General features: G+C 67.4%; 22 protein-coding genes. 12 read left to right on the top strand and 10 right to left on the bottom strand.

Annotated elements, in window-relative coordinates; translation table 11 throughout:
* Positions 1–254 precede the first annotated feature (254 nt).
* The gene (locus tag LGM71_RS21390) at positions 255–458 is read left to right on the top strand and encodes a cold-shock protein (RefSeq protein WP_004196460.1); all 204 of its coding nucleotides are present in this window, start codon (positions 255–257) and stop codon (positions 456–458) included.
* Between the two features lie 179 nt (positions 459–637).
* Here the strand turns inward: LGM71_RS21390 and LGM71_RS21385 are convergent, their stop codons facing one another.
* Complete coding sequence (locus tag LGM71_RS21385; protein ID WP_226116306.1) at positions 638–2,236, bottom strand: multicopper oxidase family protein; 1,599 nt, start codon at positions 2,234–2,236, stop codon at positions 638–640.
* Between the two features lie 697 nt (positions 2,237–2,933).
* Between LGM71_RS21385 and LGM71_RS21380 the strand changes: the two genes are divergently transcribed.
* Complete coding sequence (locus LGM71_RS21380) at positions 2,934–3,158, top strand: hypothetical protein (RefSeq protein WP_006490888.1); 225 nt, start codon at positions 2,934–2,936, stop codon at positions 3,156–3,158.
* A gap of 117 nt (positions 3,159–3,275) precedes the next feature.
* Here the strand turns inward: LGM71_RS21380 and LGM71_RS21375 are convergent, their stop codons facing one another.
* Together LGM71_RS21375 and icd are read right to left on the bottom strand one after the other, a co-directional pair.
* The gene (locus tag LGM71_RS21375) at positions 3,276–5,504 is read right to left on the bottom strand and encodes an NADP-dependent isocitrate dehydrogenase (RefSeq protein ID WP_124621534.1); all 2,229 of its coding nucleotides are present in this window, start codon (positions 5,502–5,504) and stop codon (positions 3,276–3,278) included.
* 280 nt (positions 5,505–5,784) lie between these two features.
* Entirely contained in the window at positions 5,785–7,041 is a 1,257-nt protein-coding gene (icd, locus tag LGM71_RS21370) for an NADP-dependent isocitrate dehydrogenase (RefSeq protein WP_124621532.1), read from the bottom strand.
* A gap of 274 nt (positions 7,042–7,315) precedes the next feature.
* Between icd and LGM71_RS21365 the strand changes: the two genes are divergently transcribed.
* From LGM71_RS21365 to LGM71_RS21345, 5 genes are all read left to right on the top strand, one after another.
* The gene (locus LGM71_RS21365) at positions 7,316–7,894 is read left to right on the top strand and encodes a pseudouridine synthase (RefSeq protein ID WP_059527744.1); all 579 of its coding nucleotides are present in this window, start codon (positions 7,316–7,318) and stop codon (positions 7,892–7,894) included.
* Positions 7,895–8,175: 281 nt separating this feature from the next.
* Positions 8,176–8,388 carry a hypothetical protein gene (locus tag LGM71_RS21360; RefSeq protein ID WP_072465376.1) on the top strand — a complete coding sequence of 71 codons (213 nt, stop codon included), beginning with the start codon at positions 8,176–8,178 and terminating at the stop codon, positions 8,386–8,388.
* Between the two features lie 160 nt (positions 8,389–8,548).
* Positions 8,549–9,049 (top strand): DUF192 domain-containing protein, encoded by a 501-nt coding sequence (locus LGM71_RS21355; protein ID WP_059465624.1) that lies wholly within the window; start codon positions 8,549–8,551, stop codon positions 9,047–9,049.
* Between the two features lie 227 nt (positions 9,050–9,276).
* A complete protein-coding gene (fusA, locus tag LGM71_RS21350; RefSeq protein WP_124621530.1) occupies positions 9,277–11,388 on the top strand; it encodes an elongation factor G in 2,112 nt (703 codons plus the stop codon).
* Between the two features lie 183 nt (positions 11,389–11,571).
* Positions 11,572–12,582 (top strand): HoxN/HupN/NixA family nickel/cobalt transporter, encoded by a 1,011-nt coding sequence (locus LGM71_RS21345; protein WP_226116304.1) that lies wholly within the window; start codon positions 11,572–11,574, stop codon positions 12,580–12,582.
* A 947-nt stretch (positions 12,583–13,529) separates the two neighbouring features.
* Here LGM71_RS21345 and LGM71_RS33440 read toward each other — a convergent pair.
* Positions 13,530–14,078 carry a hypothetical protein gene (locus tag LGM71_RS33440; RefSeq protein WP_413226896.1) on the bottom strand — a complete coding sequence of 183 codons (549 nt, stop codon included), beginning with the start codon at positions 14,076–14,078 and terminating at the stop codon, positions 13,530–13,532.
* A gap of 35 nt (positions 14,079–14,113) precedes the next feature.
* Positions 14,114–14,959 (bottom strand): aldo/keto reductase, encoded by an 846-nt coding sequence (locus LGM71_RS21335; RefSeq protein WP_059608012.1) that lies wholly within the window; start codon positions 14,957–14,959, stop codon positions 14,114–14,116.
* A gap of 168 nt (positions 14,960–15,127) precedes the next feature.
* Here LGM71_RS21335 and LGM71_RS21330 point away from each other — a divergent pair, with 168 nt between their 5' ends.
* A complete protein-coding gene (locus tag LGM71_RS21330) occupies positions 15,128–15,874 on the top strand; it encodes a GntR family transcriptional regulator (RefSeq protein WP_059528318.1) in 747 nt (248 codons plus the stop codon).
* Positions 15,875–15,895: 21 nt separating this feature from the next.
* Here LGM71_RS21330 and LGM71_RS21325 read toward each other — a convergent pair whose 3' ends face one another.
* Positions 15,896–17,287, bottom strand: a complete 1,392-nt coding sequence (locus LGM71_RS21325) for a CoA transferase (RefSeq protein ID WP_226116300.1) — start codon at positions 17,285–17,287, stop codon at positions 15,896–15,898.
* A gap of 139 nt (positions 17,288–17,426) precedes the next feature.
* Here LGM71_RS21325 and LGM71_RS21320 point away from each other — a divergent pair, with 139 nt between their 5' ends.
* Positions 17,427–18,659: a citrate/2-methylcitrate synthase gene (locus LGM71_RS21320; RefSeq protein ID WP_226116298.1), complete on the top strand. Its 1,233-nt coding sequence runs from the start codon at positions 17,427–17,429 to the stop codon at positions 18,657–18,659.
* Here LGM71_RS21320 and LGM71_RS21315 read toward each other — a convergent pair.
* On the bottom strand, positions 18,632–18,955 hold the full coding sequence (locus LGM71_RS21315; RefSeq protein WP_226116296.1) for a DUF2917 domain-containing protein: 324 nt from the start codon (positions 18,953–18,955) through the stop codon (positions 18,632–18,634). The genes LGM71_RS21320 and LGM71_RS21315 overlap by 28 nt on opposite strands.
* A gap of 200 nt (positions 18,956–19,155) precedes the next feature.
* On the opposite strand from LGM71_RS21315, the gene mdtD reads away from it, so the two are divergent.
* On the top strand, positions 19,156–20,595 hold the full coding sequence (gene mdtD, locus LGM71_RS21310; RefSeq protein WP_059608008.1) for a multidrug transporter subunit MdtD: 1,440 nt from the start codon (positions 19,156–19,158) through the stop codon (positions 20,593–20,595).
* A 183-nt stretch (positions 20,596–20,778) separates the two neighbouring features.
* On the top strand, positions 20,779–22,053 hold the full coding sequence (locus LGM71_RS21305) for an EAL domain-containing protein (protein ID WP_059608007.1): 1,275 nt from the start codon (positions 20,779–20,781) through the stop codon (positions 22,051–22,053).
* Positions 22,054–22,068: 15 nt separating this feature from the next.
* On the opposite strand, the gene LGM71_RS21300 is transcribed toward LGM71_RS21305, so the two are convergent.
* The 3 genes from LGM71_RS21300 to LGM71_RS21290 form a co-directional block, all read right to left on the bottom strand.
* Complete coding sequence (locus LGM71_RS21300; RefSeq protein ID WP_124621518.1) at positions 22,069–22,683, bottom strand: methyltransferase domain-containing protein; 615 nt, start codon at positions 22,681–22,683, stop codon at positions 22,069–22,071.
* 83 nt (positions 22,684–22,766) lie between these two features.
* A complete protein-coding gene (locus LGM71_RS21295) occupies positions 22,767–23,822 on the bottom strand; it encodes a 2-dehydropantoate 2-reductase (protein ID WP_226116294.1) in 1,056 nt (351 codons plus the stop codon).
* Complete coding sequence (locus LGM71_RS21290; protein ID WP_124901005.1) at positions 23,815–24,339, bottom strand: DUF962 domain-containing protein; 525 nt, start codon at positions 24,337–24,339, stop codon at positions 23,815–23,817. The genes LGM71_RS21295 and LGM71_RS21290 overlap by 8 nt, the downstream gene beginning before the upstream one ends.
* A gap of 81 nt (positions 24,340–24,420) precedes the next feature.
* Between LGM71_RS21290 and LGM71_RS21285 the strand changes: the two genes are divergently transcribed.
* The gene (locus tag LGM71_RS21285) at positions 24,421–25,128 is read left to right on the top strand and encodes a Crp/Fnr family transcriptional regulator (protein WP_226116292.1); all 708 of its coding nucleotides are present in this window, start codon (positions 24,421–24,423) and stop codon (positions 25,126–25,128) included.
* The last annotated feature ends 27 nt before the right edge of the window (positions 25,129–25,155 follow it).

The raw sequence follows: 25,155 nt of genomic DNA, 5'->3' as shown, positions 1-25,155 counted from the left end.
TGCAAAGCAAAGCCGGAAAAACCCTGAAAATGGGTTCTTTACAACGGCCCTCTAACCGTCTAAAAATTCCGCTTGACACTCAAATAAAGAGCGCCAACAATCAAGCTGGCACTTTTTTCAACTCGTCGGTTGGCGAAATGAAAGAGGCCGAAGGTGAGCTTGTGAGGGGGGAACGGCTGTATTTTCCGGTCGTTTAGCTTTTCGAGCGTGCTCGTGGTAAGTAGCAGCGACTGTGTGACAGGGGAAGTAGGAAAATGGCAACTGGTATCGTTAAGTGGTTCAACGACGCGAAGGGCTTCGGTTTCATCACTCCCGACGAGGGCGGTGAAGATCTGTTTGCGCACTTCTCGGCCATCAACATGCAGGGCTTCAAGACCCTGAAGGAAGGCCAGAAGGTGAGCTTCGAGGTCGTTCAAGGGCCGAAGGGCAAGCAAGCGTCGAACATCCAGGCCGCGTAAAGGCACCGGATATCAGACGAAGAAACCCGGCATTGCGCCGGGTTTCTTTTTTTTCAGACCAGCCACGCGTTAATTCGATTGGCAGGCCTTTTCGTTCAATCCCGATAATTGAACATGCATTGTCCTGTTTCACGCGCAAATCGAATGCCGACATACGCGTGAAACATATTCAATACTCGTTACACGACCTTCAGCGTGCCCATCATGCCGAGATCCTCGTGTTCGAGAATATGGCAGTGAAACATGCGCTCGCCGGGCATGTCCTGCATGACGAGTATCGTCACGGTCTCGCCGCTGCGCACGTTCACGGTGTCGCGCCACGCGCGGAACGGTTCGCTCGTGCGCGTGCCGCCCGATGCGCGCTCGATCACCTGGAATTGCGTGCCGTGCAAGTGGAACGGGTGATCCATGTCGGTGGCGTTGCGAATTGCCCAGCGTTCGACGTCGCCTCGGCGGCTCGTCAGCGTCGCACGGTGCGGCGCGTAGGTCGCGCCGTTGATCGTGAAGCGCATCCCGGCCGGGCGACCATGCGCCGGGCTGCTCATCATCGCGTCCATGTCCATCTCTTCGCCGAACGCGACTTCCTTGTGCGCGACCGGTTCGCCGAGGGCGGGCACCGCGCGCAGCGTGGCCGGCAGCGCACGGGCGGCGGCCGGTGCGAACGCGACGTCGGCGAGCGGCAGCGCCGGATCGGGCGGCAGGCTGCCGCGGCCGCCGTCGTGCGACATCGCCATCTTGCGGCGGTCGTATTCGGCCGCCTGCAGCACCGCGCGTGACGCGCGATCGCCGGCGCGCACCAGCAGTTCCGCGCGCTCGCCCGGCGCGAGCAGCAGCGACGTCACGCGGCGCGGCGCATCGAACAACCCGCCGTCGGTGCCGACCTGCTCGAACGCGCGGCCGTCGTCGAACGCAATGCGCAGGTAGCGCGCGCTGCACGCGTTCCACACGCGCCAGCGCTCGTCGCCCGAGACGTCGATCCGCGGCCGGCGCGCACCGTTGACCAGCACGAACTGGCCTTCGCGGCCGTTCATCCAGTCCATCATGTCGTTCGGCGGGATCGTGCCGTCGCGCGCGAGTTTCAGGTCGGACACGAACAGGTTGCGCTCGGGCCAGCCGGCGAGCGGATCGTCGGCGGCACGCACGATGAACGGGCCGGCCAGCCCGCGGAACACCTGCTCGGCGGTCATCATGTGCGGATGCGGGTGATACCAGTATGTGCCGGCGCTCCCCTTCGGCAGCGTGAAGCGATACACGCGCGACGCGCCCGGCGCGACGGGATCGGACGGGTTGCCGTCCTGGTCGGGCGGCACCGGCAGGCCGTGCCAGTGGATCGTCGACGGCTGCGGCAGCTTGTTTACGAAGCGGATTTCGACCGTGTCGCCCTCGCGCACGTCGATCAGCGAGCCGACCACCGGCCCTTGCGTGCCCGCGCCGAACTGCCAGAACGTCGTCGGACGCGCACCGTGCAGCATCGGACGCGCGACCGGCTGGGCGACCAGCGTCGCGCGGAACGTGCCCGGCTCGCGGCTTTCGTTCGCAAGCGTGCGCAGCGACGCGAGCGGCGCGCCGGCCGGCAGCGCATCGGCCGCCGCGAGCGCAGCCGGCGCCGGTTTCGCGTGTTGCGCGTGGTCTGCCATCCCTGACATGCCCGGCATGTCGTCCATCTGATCCGTGCCTGCCATGCCCGTATGACCGGCATGCTGCGCCCAGGCGGTGCGCGCAAACAGCGATGCCGCCGCGACGCCGATGGCGTGCGACAGGAAGGTTCTCCGTATCATCAATCGTTCCTCGTTATCCATGCCGCGTCGCGCCGCCGTCGCGACACTCGCACCGGCGGGCACGGAGAAGCGCTCGTGCGCGACGCGAATCCTGATGCCCGCGTCATCATAACCGCAGCCCCCGGCTGAGGCACGGCAGCAGCGGACGAGCGTCGATACGACGCAGGGCGGCCGGTCGGACGAACAGGCCGGCTTGCGATCATCGAGCGTTTTCGATCGTCGCCGGGTGCTGCGGCACCTCACCGCATTCATCGCAATTGGAGCCGACCGCCGGCCTTCGCCGATCGCTTTCGCCACGCCCGGTCGAGACAGTTCGCCCCTGCCGCTCATCCCGCGATCGGCATGCCGCGCGGCAGCCACGCATGAACCCGCCAATTTTTCACGATGCGGAATAAGTCACTGCGTTATAAAAATTCGTGGTGCATGGCACAAATTCGCTGTTTCGCGATGCCAAAAAACGTTCCGCGATACAAAACGCGCGCAATAAGCTTCTGTTTTTACGAGAGATTTTTTGTTTCGAGAAAGCGCTCTACGCGCACCATCGGGCGCCGCCCCGGACGTAGACTTTGTTCCATGCACTGACGCTTCGCCACGACGGTCGATATGGACCCCGGCGCAAGCAGCCAGTCGGGCCACAGCCGGACGAGCCGGCGGGCGGCACAACAGAATCGCTTGTGATCAGAAAGGGAGAACGGAAATGAAGGGATTTCGCTTTGGTTCAGCGCTCGGGTCGTTCTATATCCTGCCGGGTAACGGCGGCTGGGAAGCGACGTTCGGCAACGCCCTGCTCGGCGCGTTCTCGTGCCCGGAAGTGGCGGCCGACCACATCTCCCGCGGCGACTGCGAGCAATTGTCCGAACTGGATACGGCCACGCTCGAAGTGCCGCACGAAATCGCCGAGTGGGAAATCGTTCACGTCTGAATGGCACGCCGGCAACGAAAAACGCCCCGGGTGACCGGGGCGTTTTCATGTTCGGCGGAACGGCGAGCCGCATCGGCCGCTGCCGTTGCCGTGGCGCGCGCGGGAGCTCGGCCTGCGTCAGGCGACTGCGTCGACGATGCCGTTCAGCGTTGCGCTCGGGCGCATCGCCCGGCTCGTCAGCTCGACGTTCGGACGGTAGTAGCCGCCGATCGCCTGCGCGGTGCCCTGCGCGGCCGACAGTTCTTCCAGGATGCGCGCTTCGCTGTCGGACAGCGACTTCGCGACGCCTTCGAACTGCGCCTTCAGCGCGGCATCCTCGGTCTGCTCGGCCAGCGCCTGCGCCCAGTAAAGGCACAGATAGAAGTGGCTGCCGCGGTTGTCGAGGCCGCCGACCTTGCGCGCCGGCGATTTGTTCTCGTCCAGGAACTTGCCGGTCGCCTGGTCGAGCGTCTTCGCGAGCACGAGCGCCTTCGGGTTCTGGTACGCGTTGCCGAGGTGTTCGAGCGACGCGGCCAGCGCGAGGAATTCGCCGAGCGAATCCCAGCGCAGGAAGCCTTCCTCGACGAACTGCTGCACGTGCTTCGGTGCCGAGCCGCCCGCGCCCGTTTCGAACATCCCGCCGCCGGCCATCAGCGGCACGATGGACAGCATCTTCGCGCTGGTGCCGAGTTCCATGATCGGGAACAGGTCGGTCAGGTAGTCGCGCAGCACGTTGCCCGTGACCGAAATCGTGTCCTTGCCCGCGCGGATGCGCTCGAGCGAGAAACGCGTCGCGTCTTCCGGCGTCATGATGCGGATGTCGAGGCCGTTCGTGTCGTGATCCTTCAGGTAGCGTTCGACCTTCGCGATGATCTGCGCGTCGTGCGCACGTGCCGGATCGAGCCAGAACACGGCCGGCACGCCGGTCGCGCGGGCGCGGTTCACCGCGAGCTTGACCCAGTCCTGCACCGGCGCGTCCTTCGTCTGGCACATGCGCCAGATGTCGCCCGACTCGACCGCGTGCTCGAGCAGCACGTTGCCGGCTTCGTCCGTGACGCGCACGACACCGTCGGCCGGGATCTGGAACGTCTTGTCATGCGAACCGTATTCCTCGGCCGCCTGCGCCATCAGGCCGACGTTCGGCACGCTGCCCATCGTGACCGGGTCGAATGCGCCGTGCTGCTTGCAGTCCTCGATCACGGCCTGATAGACACCCGCGTAGCAGCGGTCCGGAATCACGGCCTTCGCGTCGTACAGTTCGCCGTCCGGGCCCCACATGCAGCCCGACTCGCGGATCATCGCCGGCATCGATGCATCGACGATCACGTCGCTCGGCACGTGCAGGTTCGTGATGCCCTTGTCCGAGTTGACCATCGCGAGGCGCGGACGCACTGCGTATTCGGCCTTGACGTCGGCTTCGATCGCTTCGCGCGTGTCGGCCGGCAGGTCCTTCAGGCGCGCGTACAGGTCGCCGATGCCGTTGTTCGGGTTGAAGCCGACCTGCGCCAGCACCTCCGCGTGCTTCGCGAGCACGTCGCGGTAGAACACCGACACGAAGTGACCGAACAGGACCGGGTCCGAGACCTTCATCATGGTCGCCTTCAGGTGCACCGAAAACAGCACGTCCTGCGCCTTCGCGTCGGCGATCTGCGCTTCGATGAAGCTGCGCAACGCCTTGCGGCTCATCACCGATGCATCGATGACTTCACCGGCCTTCACGGCCGTCTTTTCCTTCAGCACCTTCTTCACGCCGTCGGCCGTCGTGAGTTCGATCTTCACGCTGCCGGCATCGGCGATCAGCGCCGACTTCTCGCTGCCGTAGAAGTCGCCTTCGCTCATGTGCGCGACGTGCGCCTTCGACGTGGCCTTCCACGCGCCCATCTTGTGCGGGTGCTTGCGTGCGTAGTTCTTGACCGACAGCGGCGCGCGACGGTCGGAGTTGCCTTCGCGCAGCACCGGGTTCACCGCGCTGCCCTTGATCTTGTCGTAGCGGGCCTTGACGGCCTTCTCTTCGTCGGTCGACGGCTCTTCCGGGTACGCCGGCAGCTTGTAGCCCTGCGCCTGCAGTTCGGCGATCGCGGCCTTGAGCTGCGGCACCGATGCGCTGATGTTCGGCAGCTTGATGATGTTCGCTTCCGGCTTCAGCGTGAGCTGGCCCAGTTCGGCCAGATCGTCGGAACCCTTCTGCTCCGGCGGCAGGACGTCGGCGAATGCCGCGATGATGCGGCCGGCGAGCGAGATGTCGCGCGTTTCGACGGCGACGCCCGAGGAGCGCGTGAAGGCCTTGACGATCGGCAGCAGCGAATAGGTCGCGAGCGCCGGCGCTTCGTCGGTGAGGGTGTAGATGATCTTGGGCGAAGTGGACATGGTCGATGCGTTGCTACGTGAAAATTTGGGACTGAGGGGCGCCGACGGTAATCGGCGGGGAGCGACCGGGTCGATCGCGAAAGGGGCGTGCCGGCTAGCCGGGCGGTGGTGTTGCGAGGGCCGTCATGTTCTACCTTGCAGGGCATGCGGGCCGCATCGCGGCGCCGCGGCCCGCATGCCGGACCGCCCTGCCAACAAACCTGCCGTTCATGAAACGCCCCGGCGCCGGCAGTAGGCGCCGGGGCTGCCGGCTGTCCGCCGGCCTGCCCCGGAAGGGGACTTACATGTTCTCGATCAGCACTTCGCCGAAGCCGGAGCACGACACCTGCGTCGCGCCTTCCATCAGGCGCGCGAAGTCGTACGTGACGCGCTTCTGCAGGATCGACTTCTCCATCGCGGCGATGATCGTGTCGGCCGCTTCCGTCCAGCCGAGGTGGCGCAGCATCATTTCCGCCGACAGGATCTCGGAACCGGGGTTCACGTAATCCTTGCCCGCGTACTTCGGTGCCGTGCCGTGGGTCGCCTCGAACATCGCGACCGAATCAGACAGGTTCGCGCCCGGCGCGATCCCGATGCCGCCGACCTGAGCGGCCAGCGCGTCGGAGATGTAGTCGCCGTTCAGGTTCAGCGTCGCGATCACGTCGTATTCGGCCGGACGCAGCAGGATCTGCTGCAGGAACGCGTCGGCGATCGAATCCTTGATGACGATCTCGTTGCCCGTCTTCGGATTCTTCACGCGCATCCACGGGCCGCCGTCGATCAGCTCGCCGCCGAACTCCTTCTGCGCGAGCGCATAGCCGGCGTCACGGAACAAGCCTTCCGTGAACTTCATGATGTTGCCCTTGTGCACCAGCGTGACCGACTTGCGATCGTTGTCGATCGCGTACTGGATCGCCTTGCGCACGAGACGCTCGGTGCCTTCGGTCGACACGGGCTTGACGCCGATCCCCGAGGTTTCCGGGAAGCGGATCTTCTTCACGCCCATTTCTTCCTGCAGGAACTTGATGACCTTCTTCGCCTGCTCGGAGCCCGCGGCCCATTCGATGCCCGCGTAGATGTCTTCCGAGTTCTCGCGGAAGATCACCATGTCGATCTTTTGCGGCTCGCGCACCGGCGAAGGCACGCCCTTGAAATACTGGACCGGGCGCAGGCACACGTAGAGGTCGAGCTCCTGGCGCAGCGCGACGTTCAGCGAACGGATGCCGCCGCCGACCGGGGTCGTCAGCGGCCCCTTGATCGACACCACGTATTCCTTCAGCACCTGCAGCGTTTCGTCCGGCAGCCACACGTCCGGACCGTACACCTTCGTCGCCTTCTCGCCCGCGAAGATCTCCATCCAGTGGATCTTGCGCTTGCCCTTGTAGGCATGCGCGATCGCCGCATCGACGACCTTGATCATCACCGGCGTGATATCGAAGCCCGTACCGTCGCCTTCGATATAGGGAATGATCGGCTGATCGGAAACATTGAGCGAGAAGTCCTTGTTGACGGTGATCTTGTCACCGCCCTCCGGAACCTTGATGTGCTGATACGGCATGATCGACTCCAGTGACGTGGCTGAGCAGGTGATGCTGGTCGAAACTGCGCGCGCGGCGAGGTGGCCCTGCCACCCTCGTGACGGCAACAGCGAGCGCTATTCTAGCGCCCCAACCGGGGCCGGCGGCACGAAGCGCGACGCTGCGTATCAAGTCTTCCCTTATGTCTTATATAAGACAGAGGACTTGCCGTTCCGTATTATGCATTAAGATTCCGCCATTTGCCATAGACCGCCCGTCCCGCTTCCGCCGCGGCACGCCGGGCGGACGCCCGCCATGACCCTGATCGCCCTCAACAAGCCGTTCGGCACGATTTGCCAGTTTTCCGCGCACGAGACGCGGCCGTCGCTCGGCGACTGGGTAAAAGCACCCGGCGTCTACCCGGCCGGCCGGCTCGACGCGGACAGCGAGGGCCTGCTGCTGCTCACCGACGACGGCGCGCTGCAGGCGCGCATCGCCGAACCACGCCACAAGCTCGTCAAGCGCTACTGGGCGCAGGTCGACGGTGCGCCGGGCCCGGCCGACCTGAAGGCGCTCGCGCGCGGCGTCGATCTCGGCGACTACGTGACGCGCCCGTGCCGCGCAGAATTCATCGAACCGCCGGACACGCTGTGGCCGCGCAATCCGCCGATCCGCTATCGCGCCGCGATCCCGACCACGTGGATCGAACTTGCGATCACCGAAGGCAAGAACCGGCAGGTGCGGCGGATGACTGCCGCTATCGGCTTCCCGACGTTGCGTCTCGTGCGCGTCGGCATCGGCGCGCTCGACATATTCGCGCTCGGCATTGCACCGGGCGAAACAATCGCGCTCCCACCGCGTGCCCCGTGGGACGGTTTCGCACGCGCCGAATGACACATTCCGGACGCGCGAATTTTTCGTCATCTTTTTCGTCAACCGCCTGCGAAGATCGCGCGTTAAACCACGCAGATGCCAACCTTAGCTATCCGGCATTGGCAGCCGAACCCGTGTTTGCGTCACGAAAGCGACGTTTTTATCGAATACGATTCGGCGCCCGCAGCGCAATGAGAAATTTCTCGAAGCGTCTGTCAACCGAAAGGTGGATGGCACCGTTAGACGACATGACTCCTATTGCCGGGTCATTTGGTTAATTAACTAAAGCTGAGGAACACAACATGAACAAACTGATCGCCGCTCTGGTCGCTGGCCTCTTCGCAACGGCAGCTTTCGCACAAGCTTCGGCTCCGGAAGCTGCTTCGGCTGCTGCTCCGGCAGCTGCTTCGGCACCGGCAAAGCACGCTGCCAAGAAGCACCACGCAAAGAAGAAGCACCACGCAGCTAAGAAGGCAGCTAGCGAAGCCGAAGCACCGGCAGCTGCTTCGAACTAAGCAAGCTGGTTGTAATAACGCAGTCAAGAACACGCAGTCTTGCCGTTCTTACGGCGTTGAAAGGCAGATCACCGCGAGGCGATCTGCCTTTTTCTTTTTTGTGCCCGCCGGCGCGCTTCGCGTACCATGCGGGTCTCGTTTTCCCGATAGGAGCCCTGCTGTGCGATTCTCCCTGCGCTCGTCGCTCGGCCGCCTTGCGCGCGCCGCCGTGTTTCCCGCCGCGCTCGCCGTCCTCGCGCTCGGCATGCAGACCGCCCACGCGCAGATGCCGCCCGGCGCCAAGCAGCCGAGCGAGTTCCCGCGCGCGAAGCTGCGCGCCGGCATGTACGTGATCGACGCGGCCGTCGCCGCGAACGACGCCGACCGCGAACAGGGGCTGATGTACCGGTCGCAGCTCGCACCGAACGAAGGCATGCTGTTCGTGTTCAACGAGAACGCCGTGCACTGCTTCTGGATGAAGAACACGCTGATCCCGCTGTCGATCGCGTTCATCCGCGCGGACGGCACGATCACCGACATCGACGAAATGAAGGCCGAGACGACCGACAACCACTGCCCGCGCAACAACGGCGTCTATGCGCTCGAAATGAGCAAGGGCTGGTTCGCGGCGAAGGGCATCAAGCCGGGCATGAAGCTCGAAGGCCTGCCCAAGGCCCAGTAACGGCCATTGCCGCGGCGCCGCCGCACGTCGACCGAAGCCGGCCGCCCATCATTCGTTGTTGGGCGCCGGTTTTTTTTCGCCGGCCGCTGGCGACGCGCGCCTTGATTCGGCCAACGCTGCCCGCATCTGCAAAAGCCTCGGACAAGCGCTATGCTTTAAATCTCGCTTGTTTCAGCCCGGGCCGGTGCAGCCGGCCCGCTTACGATCCGAACCACCAGGAGGTTCACGTGCCCCGCAAAACCCCCATCGAGCGCTATCGCAATATCGGGATCAGCGCTCACATCGATGCCGGCAAGACCACGACGACCGAGCGCATCCTGTTTTACACCGGCGTGAGCCACAAGATCGGTGAAGTGCACGACGGCGCGGCCACGATGGACTGGATGGAGCAGGAGCAGGAACGCGGCATCACGATCACGTCGGCCGCGACCACGGCCTTCTGGAAGGGCATGGCCGGCAACTATCCGGAGCACCGGATCAACATCATCGACACCCCCGGGCACGTCGACTTCACGATCGAGGTCGAGCGCTCGATGCGCGTGCTCGACGGTGCGTGCATGGTCTACGACTCGGTCGGCGGCGTGCAGCCGCAATCCGAAACCGTGTGGCGCCAGGCGAACAAGTACAAGGTGCCGCGCATCGCGTTCGTCAACAAGATGGACCGCGTCGGCGCGGACTTCTTCCGCGTGCAGCGCCAGATCGGCGAGCGCCTGAAGGGCGTCGCCGTGCCGATCCAGATTCCGATCGGCGCGGAAGATCATTTCCAGGGGGTCGTCGATCTCGTGAAGATGAAGGCGATCGTATGGGACGACGAAAGCCAGGGCGTGAAGTTCACGTACGAGGAGATCCCGGCGAATCTCGTCGAGCTTGCACACGAATGGCGCGAGAAGATGGTCGAAGCCGCCGCGGAAGCCAGCGAGGAACTGCTCGAGAAGTACCTGCACGACCATGAATCGCTGACCGAGGACGAGATCAAGGCCGCGCTGCGCCAGCGCACGATCGCGAACGAGATCGTGCCGATGCTGTGCGGCAGCGCGTTCAAGAACAAGGGCGTGCAGGCGATGCTCGATGCGGTGATCGACTACCTGCCGTCGCCGGTCGACGTGCCCGCGATCCTCGGTCACGACTTCCACGATCCCGAGAAGCCGGCGGAACGTCACCCGAGCGACGACGAGCCGTTCTCGTCGCTCGCGTTCAAGATCATGACCGACCCGTTCGTCGGCCAGCTGATCTTCTTCCGTGTGTATTCGGGCGTCGTCGAATCGGGCGACACGGTGCTGAACGCGACGAAGGACAAGAAGGAGCGGCTCGGCCGGATCCTGCAGATGCACGCGAACGAGCGCAAGGAAATCAAGGAAGTGCGCGCGGGCGACATCGCGGCGGCGGTCGGCCTGAAGGAAGCGACGACGGGCGACACGCTGTGCGATCCGGCCAAGCCGATCATCCTCGAGAAGATGGAATTCCCGGAGCCGGTGATCTCGCAGGCCGTCGAGCCGAAGACGAAGGCCGACCAGGAAAAGATGGGCCTCGCGCTGAACCGTCTCGCGCAGGAAGATCCGTCGTTCCGCGTGCAGACCGACGAGGAATCCGGCCAGACGATCATTTCGGGGATGGGCGAGCTCCACCTCGAAATCCTGGTCGACCGGATGAAGCGCGAGTTCGGCGTCGAGGCCACGGTCGGCAAGCCGCAGGTCGCGTATCGCGAAACGGTGCGCACGACCGCCTCCGATGTCGAAGGCAAGTTCGTCAAGCAATCGGGCGGGCGCGGCCAGTACGGGCATGCGGTGATCACGCTCGAGCCGAACCCGGGCAAGGGCTACGAGTTCCTCGACGAGATCAAGGGCGGCGTGATTCCGCGCGAATTCATCCCGGCCGTCGACAAGGGCATCACCGAAACGCTCAAGAGCGGCGTGCTCGCGGGCTACCCAGTCGTCGACGTGAAGGTGCACCTGACGTTCGGTTCGTACCACGACGTCGACTCGAACGAAAACGCGTTCCGGATGGCCGGCTCGATGGCGTTCAAGGAAGCGATGCGCCGCGCGAAGCCGGTGCTGCTCGAGCCGATGATGGCGGTCGAGGTCGAGACGCCCGAGGACTTCATGGGCAACGTGATGGGCGACCTGTCGAGCCGGCGCGGCATCGTGCAGGGCATGGAGGACATCGCGGGCGGCGGCGGCAAGCTGGTGCGCGCCGAAGTGCCGCTCGCCGAGATGTTCGGCTATTCGACGTCGCTGCGCTCGGCGACGCAAGGTCGTGCGACGTACACGATGGAGTTCAAGCATTACGCGGAAACGCCGGCGAACGTGTCGGAAGGCGTGATCAACGCGAAAGTGAAGTAAGCGCGGGGTGCGCGCCCAGCTGCGCGCAGACCTCAGGCCCGTCCGGTTCCGGACGGGCTTTTTTTTATCCGTCCAGCACAGCACGGCGGGTGGCCGACGCCCCGACGCCGTTTTTGATCGGCACGCCAGGCCATTTTTGCGCATGCCACAATGCATCGCGATTCGTCCGATGGAACCACCCCGATGCCGCCCACCCCTGCCCTGCGCCGCCTGTTGATGCTGTATGCCGGCCTGATCGCCGCGAACGTCGCCGTCTGGCTGTGGGCGCTGGCGGTGCTGCACGACCGTCCGCTGCTGCTCGGCACCGCGGCGATCGCGTACGGGCTCGGGCTGCGTCATGCGGTCGACGCCGATCACATCGCCGCGATCGACGTCGCGACGCGCAAGCTGATGCAGGACGGCCAGCGTCCGGTGACGGTCGGCCTGTTCTTCTCGCTCGGCCACTCGACGATCGTGGTCGTCGCGACGCTCGGCATCGCGCTGAGCGCGTTCGCGCTGCGCGACCGCTTCGACGCATTCCGCGAAATCGGAGGCACGATCGGCACGGCGGTATCAGCAACCTTCCTGCTCGTGCTCGCGTGCATGAACCTCGTGATCCTGCGCGACGTGTGGCGGCGTTATCGCGGCGCGCCGGACGCGGCTCACGGTGCCGCGCACGCGCATCGCGCGGGCGGCCTCGTGTCGCGGCTGCTGCGCCCGCTGTTCCGGTTCGTGTCGAAAAGCTGGCACATGTATCCGGTCGGCGTGCTGTTCGGCCTGGGTTTCGATACTGCAACAGAAATCGCGTTGCTCGCGATCGCTGCCGCGCAGGCAAGCCACGCGCTACCGATCCATTCGGTCATGCTGTTTCCTGCGCTGTTCGCAGCCGGCATGACGCTGATCGACTCTACCGATAATGTGCTGATGATTCATGCGTACGGCTGGGCGATGGACGACCCGCGGCGCAAGCTGCTCTATAACGCGAGCATCACGCTGCTCTCGGCGGCCGTCGCACTGGCGGTCGGCGGGATCGAGGCCGCCGGCCTGCTCGCCGACAAGCTGTCGCTGACGGGCCCGGTACGCGAGGCGCTCGACGCACTCGGCGCGCGCTTCGGCGCGATCGGTTATGGCATCGTCGCGCTGTTTCTCGTCGCCTGGATCGCATCGATCCTTTGCCATCGCTGGCCGCGTGCTGCCGGCCCGACGGCACGATAGACGTAGTCAGACGTTTCATTTCGGAAACAAAAAGCTCACGACGGCGTATTACACGCTGTCGCGCGATACGTGCGCGCCTTGCGCCACGGGCACGGCCGGTCGGTGGCACGAATCTCGCAGTTAGGGATTCGCACGGCGGGCCCGCGTGCCGATTCGTGTTCCCGGCTGGCTTCTGACGCCGGTCCGACACGCATCGGCCGCCGATACGACAATGCATCGTTGCTGGTCCCCTGCATCACACGTTGATGGTCGCGCGTGACGAGGCATCGCGCGCATCGGGGAGATCAATAATGAGCAGAACGAATCAACTGTCCCGTACGGCGGGATGGTGCTATCGCACGACCCTGCTGGCCGCAGCCGCGTTTGCATGCTGCTGTTCTTACGCGATTGCCCAGGATTCGATGCCCGACGTCGCGTCCGACCCGACCGCCAGCGCAGACCCCGTCATGATGCTCGCCGACGACACGGCGTCCTGTGCCGCCAGTCCGGCTGCTTGCGCGGTCCACATCTATGCCGGCCGAGGCGCTGTGGGCAGCGGCGCCGGAAGCACCTCTGGCAGTAGCAGCCCAGGCAGCAGCGGGAATGGTGGAAGCGGCACCGTCGGGCCTGCAGGCGTCGGTGGATCGACCGGGGCGACATCCGGTGGTACGAGCGGAACAGGTCGTAGCGGCGGTGCATCAGGCAACGAGGGTAAAGGTGGTGGTACTTCGGGTGGCGGCACCTCGGGTGGCGGTACCTCGGGTGGCGGTACCTCCGGTGGGGGTACCTCAGGAGGTGGCACCTCGGGTGGCGGCACCTCAGGAGGCGGTACCTCGGGTGGCGGCACCTCAGGTGGCGGTACCTCGGGTGGCGGTACCTCGGGTGGCGGCACCTCAGGAGGCGGTACCTCGGGTGGCGGTACCTCGGGTGGTGGCACCTCAGGTGGCGGTACCTCGGGTGGCGGTACCTCAGGTGGCGGTACCTCGGGTGGTCATGGTGGCCACGGCGGCGGTGGCAACGGCGGTGGCAACGGCGGTGGCAACGGCGGTGGCAATGGCGGCGGCAATGGCGGCGGCAATGGCGGCGGCAATGGCGGCGGCAATGGCGGCGGTAACGGCGGCGGCAACGGCGGTCACGGTAACGGCGGTGGCAATGGCGGCGGCAACGGCGGCGGCAACGGCGGCGGCAACGGCGGTCACGGTAACGGCGGTGGCAATGGCGGTGGCAATGGCGGTGGCAATGGCGGCGGCAATGGCGGCGGTAACGGCGGCGGCGGCAACGGCGGTCACGGTAACGGCGGCGGCAACGGCGGCAACGGCGGTGGCAGCGGTGGCAGCGGTGGCAGCGGTGGCAGCGGTGGCAGCGGCGGCAACGGCGGCAACGGCGGCAACGGTGGCCACGGCAATGGCGGCGGCAACGGCAATGGCAACGGGAGTGGTGGCGCCGGCAACGGCGGTGCCAACGGTGTCGGCAACGGAAACGGCAATGGCGGCAACGGTGGATCGGCCGGTGGCCATGGCCACTGACCGATGCATCGCCTGACCCGGCACGGTCAGAGCATTTCGAGCGCGCGCTTGCTGCGCGGCGGACGGAAGTAGCCGTCGAGTTGCGCGCGCTCGTCATCGCTCAACTCGAGATCGAGCGCCGCGCGATTGTCGCGGACGTGTTCGATCCGCGACGCCTTCGGGATCGCGAATACACCCGGCCGAGAGAGCACCCAGGCAAGCGCGACGCGCATCACCGATACACCGCGTTGCCGCGCGATCTCGTCGAGCGGCGAACGCTTCGGCAGCCGCCCGTGATCGACCGGGCTGTAGGCCATCGCCGGCATCCGATGCTTGGCGAGCCATGGCAGCAGGTCGAATTCCGGGCCGCGCCGCGCGATGTTGTAGAGGATCTGGTTGGTCGCGCACGCGCTGCCGCCCGCCTCGTCGACGAGTTCCGCCATGTCGGCCGTGTCGAAGTTGCTGACACCCCAATGGCGGATCTTGCCCGCGCGCCGCAGCGCCTCGAATCCCTCGACCGTCTCCTCGAGCGGCACCGAACCACGCCAGTGCAGCAGGTACAGGTCGAGACGGTCGGTACGCAAACGCTTGAGGCTCGCGTCGCACGCGGCGACGACGCCACGCCTGCTCGCATGATGCGGATACACCTTGCTGACAAGGAACACGCCGTCGCGCAGTCCGGTCAGCGCCTCGCCGACGAGCGCCTCGGTCGCGCCGTCTCCGTACATCTCGGCGGTGTCGACCAGCGTCATCCCGAGCGCGATACCCTCACGCAATGCGGCGATCTCGTCCGCGCGACGCGCGGGCCGCTCGCCCATTTCCCAAGTGCCCAGGCCGAGCTTCGGAATCGTCTCGCCGTCCGGCAGGACGACCGTGGCGATCGTGTCTGTCATGCGCTCCTCGCTGCGGATTGGTGGCCGCGCACCCGCGGCCGTAGCATCGAATACGACGCATCAGTGTAGTCAATCGGCGCGGCGTCCACCTGCTGCACGGCAAAAACCGGATATAACGGCGCCGCATGATGACTTAGAATGGCCGGCAATCTGATCGATACCCATTCCATGAAGGCACCCACGGACGACCGCTGGCAGGACCTGCGCCCCGACCCCGAGAACGATACGCCGCTCTACCTGCAGCTCGCCCGCAAGCTCGGCGACGCGATCCACGACAATCGCTGGGCGGCCGGCGAGGCGCTGCCGTCCGAACGCGTGCTGTCCGAAGCGCTCGGCGTGTCGCGCATCACCGCGCGCAAGGCGATCGCGCTGCTCGTCGAGCAGGGCTTGATCCGCCGCACGCAAGGCGCCGGCAACTTCATCCAGCCGCGCTACGAGGATCCGCTGTCGCGGCTGTCGAGCTTCAGCGAGATGCTCGAGCGCCGTGGCTTCAAGCCGAGCTCGCAGTGGCTCGAACGCGAGATTCAGCCGGCGAACCGGGACGAAGTCATCCAGCTCGGCCTGTCGCCGGCCGCATCGGTTACACGGCTGAAACGCCTGCGCCTCGCCGACGGCATCGTGATGGCCGTCGAGAACTCGACGTTCCCCGCCACGCTGATTCCCGATCCGCAGGCGATCGGCGGTTCGCTGTACAGCTATCTCGAAGCACGCGGCACGCCCATCGTGCGCGCGCTGCAGCATTTCCGCGCGGTCAACGCGACCGACGAGATCGCGCAGCAGATGGGCATCGCGCCGCACGACGCGCTGCTGCTGATCACGCGAATCGGCTATACGGCCGACCAGCGCGCGATCGAGCTCACCGATACCTACTGCCGCAATGACTACTACGACTTCGTCGTCGAGCTGCGCAAGTAATGCGCACGGTGCCGCCGGCGCTCATTGCCAGCGCGCTTTGTCCGTGCCGAGCGGCACGGGCGGCCGCGTGAATCGCGGCGGGGTCGTCGACAGACGTTCGGCCGGACGCACGGCATCGATCATGCCGAACGGCGAAGCGGTCCGGTCGATCCGGTCGCGCACGTCGTCGAACGTGAAATCCGGCGCATGCAGGCCGTCCGGCACCGTGCCGAACGATTGCAGCCAGCGTCCCGTCTGCGCGAGCGACAGCCGCACGTGCCAGCTCCCCCCTTCCGTTGCACGGCGCGCAAGCGCGATCATCGCGCCGAACGCCGCGAGATAACCGGTCGCATGATCGAGCGCCTGGCACGGCAGATGGCGCGGGCCGTCCGCGTGCGCGGCATGCTGCTCGCGCCAGGCGATACCGCTCGCCGACTGCACGAGGCTGTCAAAGCCGCGCCGCATCGACCACGGCCCCGCATGCCCGTATGCGGACACCGACACGCACACGATGCCGGGCCGCAATTCCGCCAGCGCCTGCGGCGAGAACCCGCGCGCCGCGAGCGCGCCGGGGCGATAGGCCTGCAGGAATACATCGGCGTCGCGTGCAAGCTCGCGCAGCGTGGCAACGCCGGCCGCCTCGCGCAGGTCGATCCACGTCGAGCGCTTGCCGCGCCCGTTGTCGATCACGAGCGATGCGATGTTCGGCAGGTGCGGACCGTTGACGAGCAGCGTCTGTGCACCGTGCGATGCCAGCGTGCGGCCCGCGACCGGCCCCGCGATGATGCGCGTGAGATCGAGCACGCGCACGCCCGCGAGCGGCTGGTCGGGCTCGCCGCGGCCGATCGCCTCGACGGGCGCGTCGCCGATCCGCTCGATCTCGAACAACGGCAGCGACGCGAGCGCGCGTGCCTGGTCGTGCGACGCCCATTCGTCAGGGGTTCTGATCAATGCCGCGCACAGGCCGGCCTCGGCCAGCGCGGTATCCAGCGCCGCGCCGTCCCACGTGCGGATCGCTGCCGCAACGTCGTCACGCTGCGGGCCGCAGCCGAGCACGTCGAGAATCCCGTGCAGGTGATGCGGAAAGTTCGCATGCAGCTGGATCCAGCGTCCGTCGCGCGTGTCGTAGAAACCCGTTACCGGATGGCGCGGCTCGGGCGGCAGGCCGTCGTCCACGCGCAGGTAGCGTTCGCTGCGAAATGCGACGAGCGCGTCGCGCATCGACACGTCGACGCGCTGCGCCACGCCCGTGCGCAGCCGGTGGCATTCCGCCGCCGCGAGCCCGGCTGCCGCGATCGTCGCCGCGGCGAGCGTGCCGACGTGGAACGTCGACGGCAGCGTGGGGTCCTGCCCCGTCACGGCCGCGCGGGCCAGCGCGCCGGGTTCGCCGCGTGCAAGTTGCCACAAGCGGGACAATGCGAGTTCGGGTGTCATGGTGAAAGCGAGCCGTTGAGGACACGGATTCGAGTCTAGAATTCGCGACGGGCGCGATCAATCTTGATTGCGCGAATCAATACATAACGAATAGTTGTAGCCGGGCCGCGCTACATGCGCCCCGACAGGAGCGATCGGCATGACGTCCCTCAGCGCGCCGGAAGCCGCCGGCATCCTTGGTGTCAGCGTGAGCACCCTTTACGCGTATGTGAGCCGCGGCCTGCTGCGCTCGCTGCCGGACGGCGCGAGCAAGCGCCGCCGCTACGACGCGGACGAAGTGCGCCTGCTTGCGCGCCGCCGCGCCGATGCAAAACGCGCGGGCGGCGTCGCCGAACGCTCGCTCGACTGGGGCGTGCCCGTGCTCGAATCACGGATCACGCAGATCGCCGGCGGCCGCCTGCACTATCGCGGCGCCGATGCGATCGCGCTCGCGAACGACGCGACACTCGAGGAAACGGCCGCACGACTGTGGGATTGTCCGCCCGCGCGGCTCGGCGCGGCATCGCTTGCGTCGACCGGTTTCGACGCCGCGCAGTGGGACGACTGGGCTCGCCGCTGGGCACATCTCGCGCCGCTCGAGCGCACGCTGGTGCTGCTCCCCGCCGCGGCCGCCTCGCTGCCGCGCCTGTGGGCGCAAGGGCGCGACGCGCAGCTCGACTCGGCCACGCTGCTGCTGCGCGTGACGACGGCCGCGCTGGCCGGCAGCGCGCCGGGCGACGCGCCCGTGCATCGGCAGCTCGCCGCAGCATGGCGGCTCCGGCGACGCGACGAAGCCGACCTGCTGCGCCGCGCCCTCGTGCTGTGCGCCGATCATGAACTGAACCCGTCGACCTTTGCGGTGCGCTGCATCGCGTCGACCGGCACCCACCTGTTCGGTGCGATCGCGGGCGGGCTCGCAGCGCTGTCGGGCCCGCGCCACGGCGGCGAGACGTTCCGCGCGGGCGCGCTGCTCGACGAAGCGGCGCGTGCCGCCGACCTCGACCGCTACCTCGCGCTGCGCGTCGCGCACGACGAACGGGCGGACGGTGCGCGCACCGCGCTGTCCGGTTTCGCGCACCCGCTCTATCCCGACGGCGATCCGCGCGCCCGCGCGTTGCTCGACGCGCTGCACGCGATGCTGCCCGACCGGACGCCGCTACGCATGGCCCGTGGGCTCGCCGCGCGCGTCGAGGCGGCGACCGGCCTGCGACCGGCGATCGATTTCGCGCTCGCGGTGCTGGAACGCTCGCTTGCGCTACCCGAGGGCGCCGCGTTCACGCTGTTCGCGGCTGGCCGCACCGCGGGCTGGATCGCACACGCGCTCGAACAATATGCGGACGGCAAGCTGATCCGGCCCCGCGCGCGCTACGTCGGCAGCGACGCGGCTGCCTGACCACGGCCGGCGCGCCATGCGGCGAACCGTCGCCACGCGATCGGCGCGGCCCGCAGGTCCGGCGCCGCTTGCGGGCCGAACGCGAATACCGCACCGCCCGCCGCCGCGCTGATCCATACGCGCATGCCGGGCAGCAGCGCCAGCGTCTCGCCGGCGCGCAGCCAGTGATCGTCGGGCCGGCCCTCGATCGTCACCCACAGGTCGCCGTCCGCGACCTGCAGCGCGGTGCGATCGACGATGCGCCACCGCCCGGCCGGCTCGTTGCCGTCCATCTCGTAGAGTCGCAGTTCTCGCATGGCCGCCTCCGGATCGCGTGGGTTCGAGGACACCAGTATTTCGGACAGCGTCGCCCCCCGGACAGATACGCCCGCAGACACTTTCGGCTGAACTGTACCGGTCGGCTGACGGACGGGCGTCCGGCGCACCCGCGCCGATCCTGCGCGGCACGGCGGCTTTGCCTACAATGGCGGCTGTCCCGCGCCACTGGTCCGCCCCCATGTTCCAACGCCCGCCCGCCGCCGCTCCCGGCGAAAAGAACCTCACCGTGATGCTCTGGCTCGTTGCGACGGGCTTCTTCATGCAGACGCTCGATGCGACGATCGTCAACACGGCGCTGCCGTCGATGGCCGCGAGCCTCGGCGAATCGCCGTTGCGGATGCAGTCGGTCGTGATCGCGTACTCGCTGACGATGGCGGTGATGATCCCCGTCTCGGGCTGGCTCGCCGACACGTTCGGCACGCGGCGCGTGTTCTTCAGCGCAATCCTGGTGTTCTCGCTCGGTTCGTTGCTGTGCGCGAACGCGCATACGCTGTCGCAGCTCGTCGTGTTCCGCGTCGTGCAGGGGGTGGGCGGCGCGATGCTGTTGCCGGTCGGGCGGCTCGCCGTGCTGCGCACGTTCCCGGCCGAGCGCTACCTGGCCGCGCTGTCGTTCGTCGCGGTCCCCGGGTTGATCGGTCCGCTGATCGGGCCGACGCTTGGCGGCTGGCTCGTGAAGATCGCGTCGTGGCACTGGATCTTCCTGATCAACGTGCCGGTCGGCATCGCCGGCTGCGTCGCGACCTTCTACTCGATGCCCGACTCGCGCAACCCGGCCGTCGGCCGCTTCGACCTGAAGGGCTATCTGCTGCTGACGATCGGGATGGTCGCGATCTCGCTGTCGCTCGACGGGCTCGCCGATCTCGGCATGCAGCACGCGGCCGTGCTCGTGCTGCTGATCCTGAGCCTTGCGTGCTTCGTCGCGTACGGGCTGTACGCGGTGCGCGCGCCGCAGCCGATCTTCTCGCTCGAACTGTTCAAGATCCACACGTTCAGCGTGGGCCTGCTCGGCAACCTGTTCGCGCGGATCGGCAGCGGCGCGATGCCGTACCTGATTCCGCTGCTGCTGCAGGTGAGTCTCGGTTATTCGGCATTCGAGGCCGGGCTGATGATGTTGCCGGTCGCGGCGGCCGGGATGTTCTCGAAGCGGATCATCACGCGTCTGATCACGCAGCACGGCTACCGCAAGGTACTGCTCGCGAACACGATCATGGTCGGCGTGATGATGGCAAGCTTCGCGCTGATGCGCGACTCGGTGCCCGTCTGGGTGAAGGTCATCCATCTCGCGCTGTTCGGCGGTTTCAACTCGATGCAGTTCACCGCGATGAACACGCTGACGCTGAAGGACCTCGGCACCGGCGGCGCGAGCAGCGGCAACAGCCTGTTCTCGCTCGTGCAGATGCTGTCGATGAGCCTCGGCGTCACGGTCGCGGGCGCGCTGCTGGCCACCTTCACCGGGATGCTGCGCACGGTGACGCCGAGCAACACGCTGCCCGCGTTCCATGCGACCTTCGTCTGCGTCGGGATCATCACGGCCGCGTCCGCGTGGATCTTCGCGCAGCTCGCGCCCGAGATCCGCGGCCGCGCGCAGCACAAGACCGATCCGTCCGAGCGCGCGTGACGCACCGCGCGCGCCGTGCCGGGAAACCCCACGACGGCGCGCCGCGCACCATGTCGGTGCAACATGGCTGCGCTGCGCGGCACCCGGCGACCGCGACGGGGCGTGGCACGGGGCCCGATGCCGTGCATGCTTCTTGCTGGCCTATTCTCTAGGTAAACTGGCAGTCTTCCTTCGGCCGACATCATGAGCATGATCGACATCGATCCACCCGGCTTTCAGCCGCCCCGCCCCGTCGCCGGCGACGACGGGAAGCGGCGCACCGTGCTGTACGGTGCGTACACCGTGTTTAGCGTGTTCCAGCCCGTTTTCTCGGTGTCGCACCGCCGCGCGATCGGTTACCACGCGTCGCTGCGCGCGCACGACGAGGACAGCCGCCAGGTCGCGTCGCACGAGGTGTTCACACAGGCGGCGCGGCGCGGCGACCTGCTCGAGCTCGGCCGGCTCGCCGAATCGCTGCATCTCGGCAACTTCCACGCGTTCGACAGTCACGACGAATGGCTCTTCCTGAGCCTGCATCCGGCCGCGCTGATGGACACCGTCTACGGCGACGCGCTGCTCGCGAACCTGAAGGCGCTCGGCCTGCCGCCGCATCGCGTGGTGCTCGAAGTGCCCGAGCAGGCAGGCGGCGAGACGCCGCGCTATGCGGCGATCGTCGACGGTCTGCGCAAGGCCGGCTTCCTGATCGCGCTCGGCGGCTTCGGTGCGAAACATTCGAACATCGACCGCGTGTGGCACCTGCATCCCGACATTGTCACGCTCGACCGCGGGATCCTCGCGCAGGCGAGCGAACACTCGCATCTCGAGCGCGTGCTGCCGGGGCTCGTGTCGCTGCTGCACGAATCCGGCCAGCTCGTGCTGATGGGCGGGCTCTCGACCGAGCGCGACGCGCTGATCGCGCTCGAATGTGACGTCGATTTCGTGCAAGGGCAATACTTCGCGGGGCCGAGCGTCGACCCCGTGCAACCGCAGGCCGCCGCGGGCTGCATGGATACGCTGTCGGCCGCGTTGCGGCTGCGCGTCGCGCAACGCGAGCGCACGCAGGCCGAACGCCTCGCGCCTTATGTCGCCGCGCTGGAGGAAGCGAGCCAGAAGCTCGTCGCGGGCGAACCGCTGATCGACGCCGCCGGCGCCGTGCTCGGGTTGCCGGAAACCGCGCGCTGCTTCCTGCTCGATGCATCGGGCCGCCAGATCGGCGACAACGTGCTCGCGCGCGGCAGCGTGTCGCAGCGGGCCAAACGCTTCCGGCCGTTGCTGCATTCGGAAGGCGCGAGCTGGGAGCGCCGCCCCTACTTCATCCATGCGATGCGCGCGCCGGGCCGCGTGCATCTGACGCCGCCGTACCTGTCGATCAACGAAGCGCACCTGTGCGTGACCGCATCGATCGCCGCGCCGGCCGCGACCGGCATGCAGGTGCTGTGCGTCGACATCAACTGGGAAGCGGCGCTCAACCGCGACTGAGTTCGCGCGCCGCGCTCATGCGGCGCCATCGACGTCGTCGTCCCGGCGCGCGATCAGCCGATGCACGCGCTTGCCGGATGACGCGCTGACCACCTCGTGCTCGTCGATCACGTGCATGCCGGGGCCGAGCGCCGCATGCATGCGCGCCGAATCGAGCGGTGTGTACAAGCGGCCGCGCTCGTCGCGCAACGCGCCGTTGCCGGCCACCCGCCAGCTCAGGTACAACGTGCCGCCGGGCATCAGCAGCGCAGCCAGCCGTGCGGCCGCCGCAGCAGCATCCGCCTGGTCGAGATGCATGACGACCGTCTCGCACAACACGTTTCGAAACGCGCCGGACGGCACGCCCGCGAGCGCCGGCAGCGCAGCCAGTTCGAACGTCAGGGACGGGTGACGCAAGCGAGCCTCGGCGAGCAGCGCCGCGCTCGCATCGTAGCCGCGCACGTCGAATCCTTGCGACGCGAGCCACGCAGTGTCGCGCCCCGCGCCGCAGCCGACGTCGGCGGTCGGCCCCGGCGAGAAATATTGCTCGAGCAGCGCATACATGTCGTCGGGGGCGGCCTGGTCGAGCCAGTCCTGCGCGTATTGCGCGGCATGGGCTTCGTAGGCGTCGAGAGTCGGGCGATCCACCATGGCGATTGCTCCGCATACGCGTCCTGTCGTGCGACGCACCCCGCATCTTAGCCGTTGCGCATCGCGCGTGGTGTAGCGCGGGATTATGCCGCCCTCATGTCGCCCGCGCGATGCGCGTGCGCGGTCAACTCGGCCCACAACGCATCGCCGCGCCAGGCGGGCCGCGATGCCGAGGTTTCGGCGTCGTGAACGAGCGCGCACAGCTGCGCGTTGACCGGCGCCTGCGCACCGAAGCGCGCGGCCAGCCGGACGATCTCGCCGTTGATCCACTCGACTTCGGTCGCACGGCGCATGGCGAGATCGTCGGACATCGACGAACGCGCGAGCGGATCGATCGCGAGCATCCGGCCGCCCAGCGCGCGAAACACGGGATCGGGCGAGTCGAGCACGGCGGGAATCCAGGCAGCCGGCAACGGCGTGAGCCGCGCGGGCCGGATCGCGGCGCGCGCCAGCACGTGCAGTGCCTCGCGTTGCGCCAGCGCGACGCAGCGTCGATACGCGCGTTGCGAGAGTTCGTCGCGCAACGGCAGGTTCGCGAGCGCATTGACCGCGTTGTTCAGGTTCAGCAGCAGCTTCGCCCACTGCACGGCACGCATGTCGCGGTGCAGAGCGAGCGATAGCCCGGCACGGGCGAACGCGCCGGCGAATGGCTGCAGCGCGGGTGACGCGTCGGCCGCGAGCACGCCGGCCGAGCCCTGGTGAAACGCGCCGGGCCCGCGTTCGATCACGTTGAACGGCACCATGCCGGCCAGCACGGTCGCTTGCGGCAGCGCATCGCGCAACACGTCGGCGTTGTAGAGACCGTTCTGGAAACTGACGACGACCGTGCCGGGCCGCAGCACGTCGGCCAGTTGCGCCGCGGTGTCCTGCGTCGCGGCCGACTTCACCGCGACAAGCACGAGCCGCGCGGCGGCCGCGGCGGCCGGATCGGTCGAGAATGCGACCTCGGACGGCGCGAGCGTCGCGCGATAGCCGCGCCGGTCTGTCAGGGTCAGCCCGTTTGCGCGAATCGCGTCGCCAATCCGTGCGCGACCGACGAGCGTGACGGGCGTCCCCGCCGCCGCGAGCCGGCCGCCGAGATAGCAGCCGACCGCGCCCGCGCCCAACACGCAGACCGGCGCGGCCGACGCGTCAGACATGCGAGTGCACGCCGCCGTGGACCGGGCCCGCGCGCCGCTCGACTTCACGGCGCACGTCGCCGCGCAGGCCCACGAAGAACGCGACTTCGGCGACGACGAACAGCGGCCCGACCATCAGGCCGACCAGGTCGTCGACGAACGCGGGCTTGCGCCCTTCGAACCAGTGCCCGACGAACTGCACGATCCAGCCGACCACGAACGCGCCGACGCCGATCCCGAGCCATTGCGCGGTCGGCAGCAACGCGAGCGTCTGCGCAGCCCACAGGCCGAGCGCAAACAGCGCGGTCATCGCCAACCCGAAGCGCAGGTCGAGACGCAGGTAGAACGCCGCGAACGCCACGGCGAGCAGCAGCGCCGGCGACAGCGCGACGCCCGCCAGCGCGCCGATCGCCGGCCGTGACAGCAGCACCTCGACCGCGAACACGATCATCGGAATGCCGACCAGATGCGTCGCAATGTTGCGCACGTCGCGATGGTAGGCCGCATACTGGGAAAGGTGATCCTCGAGCGTCTTCATGGTGTCTCCTGAACGATCATCGAGCGCTATGATGCGCGTCACGCCCGACAACCTCTGTCAGCTACCCGACATCGCGTGCCCATGCCCTCGCCGCTCGCCCCGTACCTGCCGCAGATCGAAGCGCACCCGTGGTTCGCCGCGCTGCCGCCCGCGTTGCGCGAGACGCTGCTCGCCCGCGCCGCGTTGCGGCACCTGCCGGCCGGCCAGGCGCTGTTCCGCCGCGGCGACCCGCCGTGCGGGCTGTATGCGGTGCTGGCCGGTTCCCTCACCATAGGCGCGGTCGATCCGCAGGGCAAGGAAGCGCTGCTGACGGTCGCCGACCCCGTCACATGGTTCGGCGAGATCGCGCTGTTCGACGGCCAACCGCGCACGCACGATGCGATCGCGCTCGACGACACGCTGCTGCTGCACGTCCCGCAGGCCGCGCTCGTGGCGATGCTCGACGCGACACCGCAATACTGGCGGCAGTTCGCGCTGCTGATGGCGCAAAAGCTCCGGCTGAGCTTCCTGACCGTCGAATCGATGAGCGTGATGCCGGCCGCGCAGCGGCTTGCCGCGCGGCTGCTGATGATCGCCGACGGCTACGGCGGGATCAGCGCCGGCCGCACGCGCATCCGGATGTCGCAGGAAAAGCTCGCGGCAATGCTCTCGCTCACGCGGCAGACCACCAACCAGCTGCTGAAGGCGCTGCAGGCCGACGGCATCGTGCGGCTGCATGTCGGCGAAATCGAACTCGTCGACGTCGACGCGCTGCGCCGCGCGAGCGGCCTGCCCGGCGGTACGCCGTGACGGCGCCCTGACGCCGCCGCGAAATCG

Source organism: Burkholderia sp. AU33545, from assembly GCF_020419685.1.
Lineage (GTDB): Bacteria > Pseudomonadota > Gammaproteobacteria > Burkholderiales > Burkholderiaceae > Burkholderia > Burkholderia diffusa.
This window is presented reverse-complemented; position numbering and strand designations above follow the sequence as displayed.

What these genes read in the sequence shown, in the direction of transcription:
- LGM71_RS21365 (WP_059527744.1), top strand. Translation starts at nt 7,316, where the DNA reads ATGACCCTGATCGCCCTCAACAAGCCGTTCGGCACGATTTGCCAGTTT.
- LGM71_RS21300 (WP_124621518.1), bottom strand. Translation starts at nt 22,683, where the DNA reads ATGGTGGATCGCCCGACTCTCGACGCCTACGAAGCCCATGCCGCGCAA.
- LGM71_RS21325 (WP_226116300.1), bottom strand. Translation starts at nt 17,287, where the DNA reads ATGACACCCGAACTCGCATTGTCCCGCTTGTGGCAACTTGCACGCGGC.
- LGM71_RS21315 (WP_226116296.1), bottom strand. Translation starts at nt 18,955, where the DNA reads ATGCGAGAACTGCGACTCTACGAGATGGACGGCAACGAGCCGGCCGGG.
- LGM71_RS21305 (WP_059608007.1), top strand. Translation starts at nt 20,779, where the DNA reads ATGAGCATGATCGACATCGATCCACCCGGCTTTCAGCCGCCCCGCCCC.
- icd (WP_124621532.1), bottom strand. Translation starts at nt 7,041, where the DNA reads ATGCCGTATCAGCACATCAAGGTTCCGGAGGGCGGTGACAAGATCACC.
- LGM71_RS33440 (WP_413226896.1), bottom strand. Translation starts at nt 14,078, where the DNA reads ATGGCCACCGGCCGATCCACCGTTGCCGCCATTGCCGTTTCCGTTGCC.
- LGM71_RS21335 (WP_059608012.1), bottom strand. Translation starts at nt 14,959, where the DNA reads ATGACAGACACGATCGCCACGGTCGTCCTGCCGGACGGCGAGACGATT.
- LGM71_RS21295 (WP_226116294.1), bottom strand. Translation starts at nt 23,822, where the DNA reads ATGTCTGACGCGTCGGCCGCGCCGGTCTGCGTGTTGGGCGCGGGCGCG.
- LGM71_RS21330 (WP_059528318.1), top strand. Translation starts at nt 15,128, where the DNA reads ATGAAGGCACCCACGGACGACCGCTGGCAGGACCTGCGCCCCGACCCC.
- LGM71_RS21290 (WP_124901005.1), bottom strand. Translation starts at nt 24,339, where the DNA reads ATGAAGACGCTCGAGGATCACCTTTCCCAGTATGCGGCCTACCATCGC.
- LGM71_RS21360 (WP_072465376.1), top strand. Translation starts at nt 8,176, where the DNA reads ATGAACAAACTGATCGCCGCTCTGGTCGCTGGCCTCTTCGCAACGGCA.
- mdtD (WP_059608008.1), top strand. Translation starts at nt 19,156, where the DNA reads ATGTTCCAACGCCCGCCCGCCGCCGCTCCCGGCGAAAAGAACCTCACC.
- LGM71_RS21320 (WP_226116298.1), top strand. Translation starts at nt 17,427, where the DNA reads ATGACGTCCCTCAGCGCGCCGGAAGCCGCCGGCATCCTTGGTGTCAGC.
- LGM71_RS21385 (WP_226116306.1), bottom strand. Translation starts at nt 2,236, where the DNA reads ATGATACGGAGAACCTTCCTGTCGCACGCCATCGGCGTCGCGGCGGCA.
- LGM71_RS21390 (WP_004196460.1), top strand. Translation starts at nt 255, where the DNA reads ATGGCAACTGGTATCGTTAAGTGGTTCAACGACGCGAAGGGCTTCGGT.
- LGM71_RS21285 (WP_226116292.1), top strand. Translation starts at nt 24,421, where the DNA reads ATGCCCTCGCCGCTCGCCCCGTACCTGCCGCAGATCGAAGCGCACCCG.
- LGM71_RS21345 (WP_226116304.1), top strand. Translation starts at nt 11,572, where the DNA reads ATGCCGCCCACCCCTGCCCTGCGCCGCCTGTTGATGCTGTATGCCGGC.
- LGM71_RS21375 (WP_124621534.1), bottom strand. Translation starts at nt 5,504, where the DNA reads ATGTCCACTTCGCCCAAGATCATCTACACCCTCACCGACGAAGCGCCG.
- LGM71_RS21380 (WP_006490888.1), top strand. Translation starts at nt 2,934, where the DNA reads ATGAAGGGATTTCGCTTTGGTTCAGCGCTCGGGTCGTTCTATATCCTG.